General features: G+C 38.3%; 12 protein-coding genes. 2 read left to right on the top strand and 10 right to left on the bottom strand.

Annotated features, from left to right (window positions below):
- Positions 1 to 137: 137 nt before the first annotated feature.
- The 6 genes from ACZ5R4_RS15800 to ACZ5R4_RS15775 all read right to left on the bottom strand — a co-directional run bounded on the left by ACZ5R4_RS15800 (position 138) and on the right by ACZ5R4_RS15775 (position 9,198).
- Positions 138 to 2,306 carry a DNA topoisomerase 3 gene (locus ACZ5R4_RS15800; protein WP_054861658.1) on the bottom strand — a complete coding sequence of 723 codons (2,169 nt, stop codon included), beginning with the start codon at positions 2,304 to 2,306 and terminating at the stop codon, positions 138 to 140.
- A 41-nt stretch (positions 2,307 to 2,347) separates the two neighbouring features.
- Positions 2,348 to 3,745 (bottom strand): DUF1565 domain-containing protein, encoded by a 1,398-nt coding sequence (locus ACZ5R4_RS15795; protein WP_109985465.1) that lies wholly within the window; start codon positions 3,743 to 3,745, stop codon positions 2,348 to 2,350.
- Positions 3,746 to 3,827: 82 nt separating this feature from the next.
- Positions 3,828 to 4,373, bottom strand: a complete 546-nt coding sequence (locus tag ACZ5R4_RS15790) for a TlpA family protein disulfide reductase (RefSeq protein ID WP_245902381.1) — start codon at positions 4,371 to 4,373, stop codon at positions 3,828 to 3,830.
- Positions 4,374 to 4,642: 269 nt separating this feature from the next.
- Positions 4,643 to 6,871, bottom strand: a complete 2,229-nt coding sequence (locus ACZ5R4_RS15785; RefSeq protein WP_464367603.1) for an alpha-galactosidase — start codon at positions 6,869 to 6,871, stop codon at positions 4,643 to 4,645.
- Positions 6,872 to 6,889: 18 nt separating this feature from the next.
- Positions 6,890 to 8,188 carry an alpha-glucosidase/alpha-galactosidase gene (gene melA / locus ACZ5R4_RS15780; RefSeq protein WP_109985467.1) on the bottom strand — a complete coding sequence of 433 codons (1,299 nt, stop codon included), beginning with the start codon at positions 8,186 to 8,188 and terminating at the stop codon, positions 6,890 to 6,892.
- 122 nt (positions 8,189 to 8,310) lie between these two features.
- Positions 8,311 to 9,198, bottom strand: a complete 888-nt coding sequence (locus tag ACZ5R4_RS15775) for a helix-turn-helix domain-containing protein (protein ID WP_464367602.1) — start codon at positions 9,196 to 9,198, stop codon at positions 8,311 to 8,313.
- A gap of 132 nt (positions 9,199 to 9,330) precedes the next feature.
- On the opposite strand from ACZ5R4_RS15775, the gene ACZ5R4_RS15770 reads away from it, so the two are divergent.
- Together ACZ5R4_RS15770 and ACZ5R4_RS15765 are read left to right on the top strand one after the other, a co-directional pair.
- Positions 9,331 to 9,633, top strand: a complete 303-nt coding sequence (locus ACZ5R4_RS15770; RefSeq protein ID WP_054788593.1) for a hypothetical protein — start codon at positions 9,331 to 9,333, stop codon at positions 9,631 to 9,633.
- Between the two features lie 408 nt (positions 9,634 to 10,041).
- Positions 10,042 to 11,661: an ABC-F family ATP-binding cassette domain-containing protein gene (locus tag ACZ5R4_RS15765; protein WP_109985469.1), complete on the top strand. Its 1,620-nt coding sequence runs from the start codon at positions 10,042 to 10,044 to the stop codon at positions 11,659 to 11,661.
- A 159-nt stretch (positions 11,662 to 11,820) separates the two neighbouring features.
- Here the strand turns inward: ACZ5R4_RS15765 and ACZ5R4_RS15760 are convergent, their stop codons facing one another.
- The 4 genes from ACZ5R4_RS15760 to ACZ5R4_RS15745 are packed head-to-tail and all read right to left on the bottom strand — an operon-like array spanning position 11,821 to position 15,014.
- Positions 11,821 to 12,402 carry a hypothetical protein gene (locus ACZ5R4_RS15760; protein WP_464367601.1) on the bottom strand — a complete coding sequence of 194 codons (582 nt, stop codon included), beginning with the start codon at positions 12,400 to 12,402 and terminating at the stop codon, positions 11,821 to 11,823.
- A 12-nt stretch (positions 12,403 to 12,414) separates the two neighbouring features.
- On the bottom strand, positions 12,415 to 13,203 hold the full coding sequence (trpA, locus tag ACZ5R4_RS15755) for a tryptophan synthase subunit alpha (protein ID WP_464367600.1): 789 nt from the start codon (positions 13,201 to 13,203) through the stop codon (positions 12,415 to 12,417).
- Positions 13,196 to 14,401, bottom strand: coding sequence for a tryptophan synthase subunit beta (gene trpB, locus ACZ5R4_RS15750; RefSeq protein ID WP_109985471.1), 1,206 nt, complete (start codon positions 14,399 to 14,401; stop codon positions 13,196 to 13,198). Before trpB ends, trpA begins: the two co-directional genes overlap by 8 nt.
- Positions 14,388 to 15,014 carry a phosphoribosylanthranilate isomerase gene (locus ACZ5R4_RS15745; protein ID WP_464367599.1) on the bottom strand — a complete coding sequence of 209 codons (627 nt, stop codon included), beginning with the start codon at positions 15,012 to 15,014 and terminating at the stop codon, positions 14,388 to 14,390. Before ACZ5R4_RS15745 ends, trpB begins: the two co-directional genes overlap by 14 nt.
- Position 15,015 lies beyond the last annotated feature (1 nt).

The raw sequence follows: 15,015 nt of genomic DNA, 5'->3' as shown, positions 1-15,015 counted from the left end.
ACTGTAAAGGAAACACTGCTAAAGTTTACTTGAGTAGATGTTGACTTATGCCCTATTGGTAAAAGCAAAGTATTTTGACCGAGCAGTTTCCGTGCAGAAGTATTAACGTTCGGATTTTTCCTTTCTCTCCACTTTTTTTATTTATCTTTCAATTTTGCCAATGCATCTGCAAGTGCTGTATTCGCAAATCCATCATCCTGTTTTTTTAAATATTTGTTAACATCTCGTTTCGTTGCTTTATTCTGACCGTGCTTATTTTTTCTTTTCTGGAATGCTTGCAGTTTTTCATGGTAGCCACATACACAGGAGAAGGTTTGGGCATCGCCTTTTCCACGGAGCTCCATTCGTTTATGGCAATTTGGACATCTTGCATTTGTCTTCTTCGCAATCATCTTGCGTTCTCCACATTCACGATCCTGGCAAACTAACATGCGTCCATTTTTTCCGTTAACCTCAAGCATGAGCTTTCCACAGTTCGGACATCTCGTCCCTGTCATATTATCATGCTTATACTTCGCATCACTTGACTTCACTTGTTGGACTATTTCCTTTGTATAGGACTTAATTTCTTGAATAAAGGCATCCTTTTTTAGCTTCCCATTGGCAATTTGGGCAAGCTTGTCTTCCCACTCTGCAGTTAATAATGGTGAGCGTAAATCGCTTGGAACTAGCTGTAATATCTGCTTACCTTTAGAGGTTAGATAGAGATATTTTCCCTTTTTCTCGATATAAAAGGTATTGAACAGCTTCTCAATGATATCTGCTCTTGTGGCAACTGTTCCTAGACCACCTGTTGCCTTTAATGTTTTGGATGCATGTTTTTCATCTTTTTGTAAAAATTTTGCTGGATTCTCCATTGCATGTAGTAATGTACCCTCTGTTAAACGTTCCGGTGGTTTAGTTTCACCATGTGTAAGAGTGAGTTTCGGCTTCTTCCATACATGATTATCCGAGAAATTCGCAATAAGTTGATCATCTTCTTGGTCTTCCTCCTTATGATCATATACTGCTTTAAAACCTTGATTGATCACATTTTTCCCGCTTGCTGTAAAGGTTTCTCCAGCTATCTCTGCTGTTAATTGAATATGCTCATATTGAAAAGGCGGTAGCAATACAGCTAAAAAACGTTTAATCACTATATCATAAATCTTCTGCTCCTGATCATTGAGCTTGGACAAGTAGACTGGTTCTTCTGTTGGAATAATCGCATGGTGATCAGATACCTTCTGATTATCCACAAAAGACTTATTTGCTTTAATCGGATGTTTTTTAATTCTAGTAGCTACGACACTATATGGACCTATACCACAGCTTGCCACACGCTCTTTTAATGTTGGCACAATATCTGTTGAGATATATTTAGAATCCGTCCTTGGATATGTTAGGACTTTATGCTGCTCATATAGCTTCTGCATAATGGACAATGTTTGCTTACCTGAAAAGCCAAAAATACGATTGGCATCTCGTTGTAGATCGGTTAAATCATATAATGTCGGCGCATACGTTTTTTTCTGCTTTTTCTCTAATTTTTTTACATTCAAATCATTATTTTTCAATTTTTCAAGAAGACCCTTGGCCTTGTCTTCATTAAAAATTCTTGACTCTCCATTTGGATTTTTCCATGTTAGAGTAATACCGTCATCGGTTTTTGCTTTTAATTGATAAAAAGTTTGTGGTTTGAATTGCTTAATTTCTGCTTCTCTTGTTGCGATCATTGCAAGTGTCGGTGTTTGAACACGACCACTTGATAATTGAGCATTAAACTTTGTTGTCAATGCTCGTGTCGCATTAAGTCCAACATACCAATCGGCTTCCGATCTTGCTACAGCAGAATGGTATAAATTATCATATTGTTTTGCTGGTTTGAGCTGTTGAAAGCCCTGTTTGATCGCTTGGTCGGTAACAGAGGAAATCCATAATCTTTTGATAGGCTTATTTACTCGCACCTTATCCAAAATCCAACGTGCTACTAGCTCTCCTTCACGACCAGCATCTGTTGCAATAACTATATCTTTCACATCTTTACGGATAAGTTGTGATTTTACTGTTTGAAATTGTTTGCCAGTCTTTTTAATAACGACTAGCTTTAGTCGATCTGGGAGCATTGGTAAATCTTCTTGCTTCCATGTTTTATATTTTTGATCATATGCCTCTGGATCAGCTAATGTCACTAAATGGCCAAGTGCCCATGTAACAATATATTGGGTTCCTTCCATATAGCCGTTCGCCTTTTTATTGCATTTTAAAACACGTGCGATATCACGACCAACAGAAGGCTTTTCTGCAATTACTACCGTTTTACTCATCGTTGAATACTTCCTTTCTTCTTACTTACCTATTATAAAACTTATTCGATAATTCTTCTTGCAGGTGAATCTTCCTCTAGCCTGAAATCATATTGCTCTTCATCTACGAACATTGGGTCCAAGTAAGCGGAGTTTTCATCACTATTAGAAGCCTTTTGAAAGGCAGCAAAAGAGATGTATTCTTGCTCCTTCCATATCCAGATCCCATCTTTTCCTTCTTCCTTATGAAACACATTTTTTATAAGCTGATTATCTTCATTAGTAGAAAAATAGTTAGCGATAAATATCCGTGATGGTCCAGCGGTCAAGATATTTTTCTCGATCACATTGTTCTTCGTATCATGTTGTAATTGAAGTTGTCCCCCGCCTAGACCCTTCGTATCATTTCGATAGAGGACATTACCGGTGATGGTTGAATGAATAGTTCCTCCTCGTAGCTTATCATAACCGCCAATCGATATCCCAGTGTAAAAATTTTCATACACGATATTGTTTATAATACGAATATTATCCGCATATTGATTTGCATGTTCAGAGGTTGCTTCAATACCGATATCACTTTGATAAATCGTGTTTTGCTCTATCGTAATATTTTTTCCACCATCCACATAAATTCCGCCAGCACTATAATCTTCTCCATAAGCTGGATTACCATAAGACGATATCTCATATATTTCATTATTTTTTACGACACCATTTCTTACATAGTCCGCTTCTGGATCATTTGCAGTTCCTTCATGACCAATTAAATCAATTCCAATATTGTCATTACGGCGAACTAGATTATCCTCGACCGTAAAACCATCAATATTTCCATTAAGTACGACAGATTCACTTGAGCCGAGCTTAAGCTCCTCCACTTTGTTTTTCAAAATATTTATATCTGTCATGGCCTCTGTTCCGTATACCGCTATTCCATGGGCATTTCCATCCTCGGCATTTGTTTCGATACGTCTTACATGATTATTCTCTAAGGTAATATGACTACTGGAGCCAGTTACGTAAATGCCGATAACGGTTGCTGTAGAGTCTGTCTGCAAGTCCTGAATGGTTAATCCACTTATGGTAACATAGCTTTTATCCTTTATCGTCACCATCGATGTATCTTCTTCTATATCTTTGATGTCTTTGCCACTAAGGACAACCTTTTCCTGCTCGTATGGCTTAAAAGTAATGGGATTTTCTTCTGTTCCACTATGTTGAATCTTGAGTTTCTCATGGTAGGTGCCTTCTCGTATCAAGACAGTTGTTCCAGGTTCCGCCTCTGAGGCAGCTTTATCGAGTGATTGATAAGGCTCTGTTTTTGTTCCAGGATTATGATCATCTCCATTAATTGCTACATATATTACATTAGGGTCTTGTTGTGCATGGGTATTATTTATAACGAAAACAACCATTATTATTGCTACAGTCAAAAGTAGAAAAATATATTTTTTCATCCAATCCATCCTTTTCATTATTCTTCTTTCATTATATACCAAAAAAGAAAAGAGATCGCCTGTGCAATCTCCTTTCCATCTGTTAAGAACTTCCCTTTACTTTTTTATATTCTTTCAGCATGGTGTCATAATCTATTTGTCCGAAGGCGCGATATTGAATAACTCCTTTTTCATCGATAAGATAAGTAGTTGGAACGGAAAGAATATGATATAAATCGGTTGCCTGTTCACCATTATCTAATAAAATTGGAAAGGTTAAACTATTGTCTTCTGCAAAATTTAATATATCATCATATTTGGTCTCCGTTTCGATTAGGTTAACCGCAAGTATTTTGATGTCCGTATTTTGGTATAACTTCTCAAGGTCAGGCATTTCCCTTTGACACGGCACGCACCATGTTGCCCAAAAATTCAACATAACTATCTCATCGCGGTAATCGGATAGCTGGACAAATTCGCCCTTCATCGTTTGCAGTTCAAAATCGGGGGCAACCTTCCCTACTTCTAAGCCAAACTCTTGTTGTTCCTCTTGGTTTCTAGCCTCATTTTCTCCATCCGTTATAAAAGAAAAAACCGCATAGCCTAACATCCCCAGCAAAACAACACAAATGATGATTCTCTTCACCATACTATTCCTCCATCTAGACAAGCTTTTTATATAATTATGAAGGAATGCTATATTTATGAGACACCTAGTTAAATAATACATTAGAATAACTCGCATTCGGTCATCCTTTAGCGGATGCGTTAGCTTTTCTTATACTTTGGACTTCAACATTTTCTCTTCATCGCCTTACTTCCTGCAAAAATTTTATAGTTTCCTAACGAAAAAAATAAGCCCCCGAACAATCCATTTTCCGAAGGCTTATTATTTCGTTCGAATGCTATCCATCACGTTTAGCAACGAGTTAATACAAATAGGCGTGAATAGAAATCCCTTGGAACATAGTGGTCTCCTCTATGCCCTCTAAATCGTTCATGATCTAGCTGGATACCAATCTCCATGAGCTCGTCACCATTATAACTACCTTCATATCCTTCTATCTTATAGGAAGCATTAGGATCTAAGCCTTTTAATAACAAACGTTTATAGCTGGCGTTTGGCTCACATAATATATGATAATCGCCAACAACCGCCCTTTCTTTATCCTCTGAAACAACCATCCAGCTTGTGCGATTTCCATTTCCAGAGAAGGGACTATGGATTCTGTAAAAGGTTCCGAATTGAAATAATTCGCGATGTTCTTTGAAGAAGCTAATTTGCTCCTTCATCGTTTCCTTTTCTCCTTCTGACATTTCGGTCACATCCAGTTCATAGCCAAATGCTCCGAAATAGGCTACATTTGCTCGGGTCTCCATACTAGTAATTCGGCCAACCTGATGATTGGGCACAGCTGATACGTGGGCACCCATTGAACTAATTGGATAAACAAAGGATGTACCATACTGAATTTTCAAACGTTCTACTGCATCTGTATCATCACTTGTCCAGCCCTGTGGTGCATAATATAGAATTCCTGGGTCAAAACGACATCCACCACTTGCACAGGATTCAAATAAAATATCTGGAAATTCTGTTGTCAATCTTTCATACAGATCATAAACACCTAATATATAGCGATGTGGAACCTCTTGTTGACGGTCAGCAGCTAAGGAAGCTGAGCCTATTTCAGTCATATAGCGATTCATATCCCACTTGACATAAGAGATAGGCGCATCTCGTAAAATGGTTGCCATCATTTCATATATGGCGTCCACCACTTCTTTTCTGGAAAAATCTAAGACATACTGATTTCTGCCGTGGGATTGACTTCTATCAGGCACATGAATAATCCAATCTGGATGTTTCTCATAAAGCTTACTTATTTTTGAGACCATTTCCGGTTCAAACCAAAGTCCAAAATCCATCCCTAATGCGGTGACCTTTTCTGCTAATCCAGTGATTCCATTAGGTAGCTTGGAATAATCTACAAACCAATCACCTAATGAAGTGGTGTCATCATCCCGTTTGCCAAACCAACCGTCATCTAAAACAAATAATTCAACACCTAAATCCTTTGATTGTTTGGCCATTTCCAGGATCTTGTCTTCATTAAAATGAAAGTAAGTCCCTTCCCAATTGTTAGTTAAAATAGGGCGAGGCTGATCACGCCATTTTCCACGTGCTAGACGTGATTGATACAATTGATGATAGCTTTGACTCATCCCATTTAATCCTTGATTAGAATAAACCATGACAACCTCTGGTGCTTGAAAACTTTCTCCAGATTCAAGCAGCCAATTAAAATCAAATGGATGAATCCCCATGCTTACACGAGCGACATCTAGATAGTCAACCTCTACCTGTGCTAAAAAGTTCCCACTATACACGAAGCTAAAGCCATATACCTCTCCTTGAAATTCCGTTGTTTCAGGCCGCTTCAATGCAAGAAATGGATTCTGATGTCCACTGCTTGCCCCACGGGTACTTGAGATATTTTGTACACCTGTTTGAAGCTTTCTTGTTTTAACATGTCTTTCCCTAGCCCATGCACCTGACAGTTGCATCATTTCATACTCTGCATCGAAGAGATCTACGTTAGCACTCATAACTCTGGTGAGGTTTAACTTCTGATTTCCTTTATTGAGAAATCTCACACTTCTTGTAATGGCATCATGCTCTTCAAAAACAGAATAGAGAAGGATTAGCTCTGTATCTATTACATGATCATATAAAGTAATTTCTACTGTTTCTACTTTATCATTTGCTTCTGCATACGTAGCTGGTAAACCTTCTAGCTTTGGCTTACCGTGATAGATTTTGTTGCCTTGATATTGAAAATTAGTTATTCTGCTACCATTCTCCTGCAAAATTTGAAAAGCAGGCTCTCTAAAATCGGTCGTCCCATAAGCAGGGTATTCTTGTTTCGTCTGCTCTAGTGTAAATGTCATATCTCCTTCTTGTAGATATGGTGTATTTGGGCGATTTCCCTTTATCAATAGATGCTCAAAAGAGGATTTATGACGAATTTTTTTACCATAATACAAGTGACCAAGCTGATCATTTTCTAATATGTTAAAAATATAGCTTGAATTTTTTGTTTGTAAATGAAATTCTCTCGTTTGTTCATTGAATGTAATGGTCATGTCTATACTCCTTAACTATTAGTGATAGGTTGGTAGCCAATCTCCATGTGCTGCAATCAAATCATCACATAATGCGATAATATCATCTATCGATAATTCTGCAGCAGTATGTGGGTCTAACATTGCCGCTTGATAGATTTTCTCTTTTTTTCTAGTTAGTGCAGCTTCCATTGTAAGTAATTGTGTATTAATATTGGTGCGATTTAAGGCAGCAAGCTGCTCTGGCAAATCACCTACATAAGTTGGTGTTACGCCATTGGCATCAACAAGACAAGGAACCTCCACAACCGCGTTTTCTGGTAAATTACTGATTAATCTACCTGTATTGCGTACATTACCACCGATCTTAAACGGCTTATCTGTTTCCATTGCTTCAATAATGTAAGAGCCATATTCATGAGAACGCTCATGTTGCAGATTTTTATCATGAACGAGGTCGTCCCTCATTTTTTTCCAGCCTTCTATCTGATTGACACAACGCCTAGGATATTCGTCTAAAGGTATATTATATTTTTCAATGAGTTCAGGATATTGGCTTTTAATAAAATATGGATGGTATTCTGCATTATGTTCTGAGGATTCCGTAACATAATAGCCAAACTTATCCATTAGCTCAAAACGTACCATATCGTCATGCTTCTCCTTTTGTTTTTGCTTGGCTCGTTTTTTGATTTCTGGATATAAATCCTTCCCGTTTTGCGTAATTTCTAGTAACCATGCCATATGATTAATCCCAGCTATTTTCCATTGGATATTCTCTTTAGACATTTCGAGTGAATCCAACAGATGACTAGCACATACTTGAACACTATGACATAGGCCTACTGTCTTAATGCCTTCTTCTAGCATAATGTTTGTTAAGACGGCCATTGGATTCGTATAATTTAAAAACCACGCATCTGGACAAACCTCTTTCATGTCGTGGGCAAATTCCTGCATGACAGGAATTGTTCTTAAATTTCGGAAAATCCCACCAATACCAATCGTATCTGCAATAGTTTGACGTAAGCTATATGTTTTTGGTACTTCAAAGTCGGTAATTGTACACGGATCATAGCCACCTACTTGTATCGCATTAATCACATATTTTGCTCCTCGAAGCGCTTCTTTTCTATCCTTATATGCTTTAATTTTTACAGTCGAATTTACATTCTTCTTTAAATTGGTTAACATCATTTCTGAATCTTCCAAACGTTGATGATCAATATCAAATAAAGCGAATTCAAAATCCTGTAATGCTTCTACTGTCATACAGTCCCCTAGTACATTCTTTGCAAAAACCGTACTACCAGCACCTAAAAAGGTGATTTTTGACATATTCATCCTCCTCAATATCCGCAATAAATTGCGTTATGTTACTATCGCATACATTCATATTAAGGGGATTTGAAAGCAATTACAATCGTAAATATTTTTTATATGAGTAATATATTGCTCTTTCAATAATCAATAAACAATCGATCAACAGGCATGTAGGACTGTGTGTTTCGATAATTACTTGGTGTTACACCTATAATATTTTTAAACACTTTACTAAAGTAATTCCCATTTGTATATCCAACTTCCCTCGCAATTTCTTCCATCGATAATTCTTTTTGTTGAAGAAGCTCCATCGCATGGTGAACCCTTATCTTTGCTAAATATTGAATAGGAGGTTCTTCCATTGTTCGCTTAAAGAGTCGATTAAAATGGTATTTCGAAAGTCCTGAAACCTCTACTATATGATCTAGTGTAATGTCAGTTGCATAGTTTTTTTCCATAAACGTAATTGCTTTTGCTACAGCAATGGGTAGATTCTCTTTCCTTTCTTTTTCATGTTCAAAATACGACATGCATTCCATTAAGAAGCTATAGGCATATCCAGAAGCTTCATAGCCTTGGGAGATCCCTGTTGTTTCGGCTTTTTCTAGCAGGCGAAAAATATGCTTGATCGGTGTAGAATCAGTAGGCAATGTAAGAATCGGCCCATGCTTTGCAACAATTTTTTCATAGTAAGTCTGTGCTTCTTGTCCATATAAGGTGATATATGCAAATTCCCACAAATCAGATTCCTTTGGAAGATAATAACAATGGTCACTAGGAAGCTTTACAAAGAAGGCATGACCTTTTGTTAAGGTTGTTGTCTTGTCGCCTATCGTTATTGCCCCTTGACCATTCAATGTATATTGAAATACGATAGCACCCTTTTCCTTTCGCTCTCGACCATCCCATCTATAGCTATGCTCTGTCCTAACCTCTTTACCAAGAGATAGTAAACCTGCAACCCGTTCTAATTGCTCTCCTTTAAATCGAAATCCATACGTACTATGAAAAAACTTCTCCTTCATCTCGTCTCCTCCCACCTCATCCTATTGATTGCAATATAGCAGTATTTTTTTTAGAAGACAACAGAGATCATTGATTTGCATATTGTATATGGTAAAATATTTTGGTGACTAATTATAAAAGGAGGGATATACTTGCTTATTTCCGGAGTTCTAAAACTTATCGGTGCTGGATTTGAATTTTTCCTAGGAATACCTGGCTATGGTGGAGTTTTCATCTTATCATTGCTTTGGACACCGCTATTATTTATGCTTATTTATCATATTGTTACACTTGTAATCTCCAAAAATAATCATACCCCTATTTGGGGACCGATTGTCGGCATTATTGCCAGTACACTCGGAATCATACCAGGTCTTGGCATGCTTTTACACTGGGCTGCATTCATCTGCTTACTTATTGATGGTATTTTAGTTTTTACCAATAAACGAGACTAATTGCAAGTGGCTGGGACATAATTAAATAGGGTGAATGAGAATCCGAACAATCTTCTGATTGAGCGTAGTCAAAATACAAAGACTCCTATGGGAACAGCACGAGCTGAAGATCCACTTTGCAAAACGGGTTTCTTTGCAAAGTTAGCAGACCGCCGTGCCACACTGTAAAGGGAACACTGCGGAAGTTTACTTGAGCAGATGTTGACTTATGCCCTATGGGTAAAAGCGGAGTATTTTGACGGAGCGGTTACAGTGCAGAAATATTAATGTTCGGATTTCTTCTGTTTTATTACTCTTTTGTCCCAGTCTCTTTTTCTATGAGGAGCAACTATCCGCTTTCATTGACTTCCTAGGACAAATCGCTTAAGCTTGCTTTAGGAAATGAGATAATGGAGGAATTGTGAAAATATGCTACAAGCGACAAATGTAAGTTTACGTTTTGGTGATAAAAAATTATTCGAAGATGTTAATATTAAATTCACTGCAGGAAATTGCTATGGATTAATCGGGGCAAATGGTGCTGGTAAATCTACCTTTCTAAAGGTCCTATCAGGTGAGATTGAGCCTCAATCAGGGCATGTCTCTTTAGGCAAGGACGAACGTTTAGCCGTATTAAAACAGGATCACTTTGCTTATGAGGAATATGAAGTGTTACAAACTGTCATCATGGGACATACCCGGTTGTTTGATGTAATGAAAGAAAAAGATGCCATTTATGCAAAGGCCGAATTCACAGAGGAAGACGGAATGAGAGCAGCAGAGTTAGAGGGCGAGTTTGCTGAAATGAACGGTTGGGAAGCTGAATCAGATGCTGCTATTTTGCTTAAGGGATTAGGAATAGATGAAGACTTGCATACGAAAAAAATGGCTGAATTAACCGGATCAGAGAAGGTTAAAGTGTTATTGGCACAAGCTCTATTTGGTAATCCAGATATTTTATTACTGGATGAGCCTACAAACCACTTAGACATTCAAGCGATCCAATGGTTAGAGGAATTTCTCATTAACTTTGAGAATACTGTCATTGTAGTATCTCACGATCGACACTTTTTAAATAAGGTATGTACCCATATCGCGGATGTTGATTATGGAAAAATTGAATTATATGTCGGGAATTATGACTTTTGGTATGAATCTAGCCAGTTAGCTCTCCAAATGGCAAAAGATCAGAATAAGAAAAAGGAAGAAAAAATCAAAGAATTGCAAAACTTTATTGCTAGATTTAGTGCAAATGCTTCAAAATCAAAGCAAGCAACCTCCCGTAAAAAAATGTTGGATAACATTACCTTAGAAGATATCAAGCCTTCTTCTCGTCGTTATCCATATGTTGCTTTTCAAGCTGGACGTGAAATTGGAAATGACCTTCTACGTGTTGAAGGAATTTCTAAAACCATTGATGGAGAAAAAGTGCTAAATAATGTTAGTTTTACGTTAAAACCAAATGACAAAGTAGCTTTTGTTGGACGCAACGAACTTGCTAAATCCGTGTTGTTCGATATCTTGATGGGAGAAATGGAACCAGATGAAGGGACCTTTACATGGGGTGTAACGACTTCCCAATCCTATTTCCCGAAGGACAACTCCGCATTTTTTGAAGGGAACAACATGACATTAGTAGATTGGTTACGCCAATATTCTCCTGATGACCAAACGGAAACCTTCCTCCGCGGATTCCTAGGTCGTATGCTTTTCTCAGGAGAAGAAGCATTGAAAAAAGCAAATGTCCTATCCGGTGGAGAGAAGGTTCGCTGTATGCTCTCTAAAATGATGCTAAGCAATGCCAATGTACTAGTATTAGATGAACCGACCAACCACTTAGATTTAGAGTCGATCACTTCTTTAAATAATGGCTTAATAAATTTCAAGGGGTCTATCTTGTTCACCTCCCATGATCATCAATTTATTAATAGTATTGCCAATCGTTTAATTGAGATCACACCTGAGAAAGTTATTGATAAAGAGATGAGCTATGATGAGTATGTCGCTGACCAAAAATTACAAAAGGAAATTGCAGCATTATACGAATAATTATTGGATGATAAAAACTACCTTTTCCTTTGAGAAAAAGGTAGTTTTTTTATGTGCCATTTTTTCCAAATTAGCTAGAGCGTATGCCCGAAATATTTGGTATGATTTTTCTTAGTCAATCTTACTACAGGAGCTTTCTATTCTGTTATAAACGTCATTTTAGTTCGGGATTCTCTCTAAATTGGTCGTTAAGCCGGGTGTAAGTACCATTTTGTTCGAGATCCTTCCTAAAATGGTCGTTAAATCGGGTATAAGTTCCATTTTCCTTGAATTCCTTCCTAAAATGGTCGTTAAATCCGGTATAAGTTCCATTTTCTTCGAATTCCTTCCTAAAATGGTCGTTAAATCCGGTATAAGTTCCATTTTCCTCGAATTCCTTCCTAAAACGGTCGTTAAATCCGGTATAAGTTCCATTTTCCTCGAATTCCTTCCTAAAACGGTCGTTAAATCCGGTATAAGTTCCATTTTCCTCGAATTCCTTCCTAAAACGGTCGTTAAATCCGGTATAAGTTCCATTTTCCTCGAATTCCTTCCTAAAACGGTCGTTAAATCCGGTATAAGTTCCATTTTCCTCGAATTCCTTCCTAAAACCGTCTTTAAATCCGGTATAAGTTCCATTTTCTTCGAATTCCTTCCTAAAATGGTCGTTAAATCGGGTATAAGTTCCATTTTCCTCGAATTCCTTCCTAAAACGGTCGTTAGCTTGATGATAAATACCACTTCAAATCTGATCTCTCTCAAAATGCCCTCTAGCTAGTTCACTTTGGAAATTTGTGCGGCGCCGATTAGTTCACGGATTGTATCATGATCTCCTTTATTCAACAGATCGACAATTCGGCTTCCGACTACTACTCCGTCACAATGCGCTGTTAAGTTTTTGACATGCTCGGGTGTAGAAACACCGAAGCCTGCAAGTACAGGGACTTCACATTGTTTACTGAGGCGATCCAAGTATTCGTTAAGCCTGTCATGAAAGGTGGATCGAGCACCTGTCGTACCCGTTACAGTGACGGCATATAAAAATCCTTCTGTTCGATTAGCAATTTCCGTTATGCGATCATCCGTGCTTGTCAGTGCAGCTAAACGAATTAAGGCAATATCATGATCCTTTAATTCTCGGGTCACTAAGCCTTCTTCTTCTAACGGCATATCAGGTATGATTAATCCATCCACTCCAGCATCCTCACAAGCTTTTGCAAAATCAGCAACACCATAAGCATAAATTGGATTGACATACGTCATAAGAACGATAGGGATATGACGTGAAGATTTTGTTTGCTTTAATTTTTCTAATACCGCTCGTAATGATACACCATTCGCTAATGCGCGTAGGCCTGCTTCTTGGATTGTTGGTCCATCGGCTACAGGATCGGAAAAGGCAATCCCTAATTCCACAACTGTTGCCCCAGCATCCTCTAAAAAAACAAGCTGTTCTTCCAGTGCATCTAATCCACCATCTCCTGCCATGATATAAGGAACAAATGCCTTATCACCACGTTCTTTCACTTTAAGGAAGGCTGCATTTAACTTTTCCTTACCCATTCTGTTCACCTCCAAGCGCATCACGCACTGTTTGCACGTCCTTATCTCCACGTCCAGATAAGCAAATGACCATTACCTCTTCTTCTTTCATTTCCTTCGCTAGCTTCATGGCATAGGCAATGGCATGAGAGCTTTCTAATGCTGGAATAATCCCTTCTGTTTTGGATAATTCCTGCAGCCCTTCTAGTGCCTCTGCATCTGTAATATGGGCATAATTCACACGGCCGATATCCCGCAGATGACTATGCTCTGGTCCAACTCCTGGGTAATCGAGTCCTGCGGAGATTGAATGAGCTTCTTGGATTTGCCCATGCTCATCCTGTAATAAGTAGGTCATGGTTCCATGTAAAATCCCTTGTTTACCATAAGACAAGGTCACGGCATGTTTATCTGTATCTACACCTTTTCCTCCAGCCTCTACTCCATATAAGCGTACATCCTCATCCTCAATAAATGGATAGAACATTCCCATAGAGTTACTTCCACCACCAATACAAGCAACGACCGCATCAGGTAGTCGACCTTCCTTTAACTTCACTTGCTTTTTCGTTTCTGTACCGATCATGCTTTGAAAATCTCGGACAATTTGTGGAAATGGATGTGGTCCAACGACGGAGCCAATAATATAATGGGTATCCTCGACATTACTCACCCAGTAACGTAATGCTTCATTTACCGCATCCTTTAATGTACCACTACCTTGATCCACACTCTCAACACGAGCTCCTAATAATTCCATTCGGAATACGTTCAATTGTTGACGACGTACATCTTCCTTTCCCATAAAGATGACACATTCCAAACCTAGTAATGCACAGACCGTTGCTGTTGCAACACCATGCTGGCCAGCTCCTGTTTCTGCCACTACCTTTTTCTTCCCCATTCTTTGTGTTAAAAGAGCCTGACCTAACGCATTATTAATTTTATGTGCACCTGTATGGTTTAAATCTTCTCGCTTTAGATAGATTTTTGGTCCACCTAGCTTTTTTGAAAAACGCTCCGCATAGTACAAAGGGGTTTCTCTGCCAACATACTCCTTAAGATAGTAATTAAATTCATCTAAAAACGCCTCATCATTAATGGCTTCCTCATACGCCTTTTCTAATTCAAGCACAGCAGGCATTAATGTTTCTGGAACAAATCGTCCACCGTAATCACCATAATGACCTGTCTCGTTTGGTGCATTATACTTTGTCATTTTTATCCCCTTTCTTTGCCGCTTGGATAAATGCTTTTATTTTCGCTACATCCTTCACTCCATTTGTTTCGACGCCACTAGAGACATCTAAACCAGCTGGATTGACTTCTCTAATAGCCTCCTCGACATTTTCCGCACTTAAGCCACCAGCTAGAAGAACTTTTTTATCTAAAAAATCTCTGTCCTTTACGATGGACCAATCGAATGTCTCTCCATTGCCACCCCGATATTTACCAGCAGGGCTATCTAAAAGATAATAAGCACAATCATATGTTGAAATCCCCTCTAAATCTGCTAGGGAATGAATTTGAAATGCTTTGATCACAGGTAAAGAAAGTTGTGAACAAAAGTCTGGTGACTCATCTCCATGTAGCTGGATATAATCAAGGTCTGCTTTTTCCGCAATCTCTTCTATTACTTCAAGCTTTTCATTCACAAATACCCCAACTTTTTTCACCTGTGGTGGAACAAATGAAGCTAGCTCACACGCGTGTTCCTTTGTTATTTGTCTTTTACTCTTGGCAAAAACAAATCCTATAAAATCTGCTCCTGCCTCAGAAGCAGCTTGAATGTCCTCTTGTTTCATCAACCCACATATCTTCACTTGTACCATC

Source organism: Gracilibacillus sp. JCM 18860, from assembly GCF_055395245.1.
The sequence above is the reverse complement of the archived record's forward strand: the minus strand, read 5'-3'. Positions and strand labels throughout refer to the sequence as shown.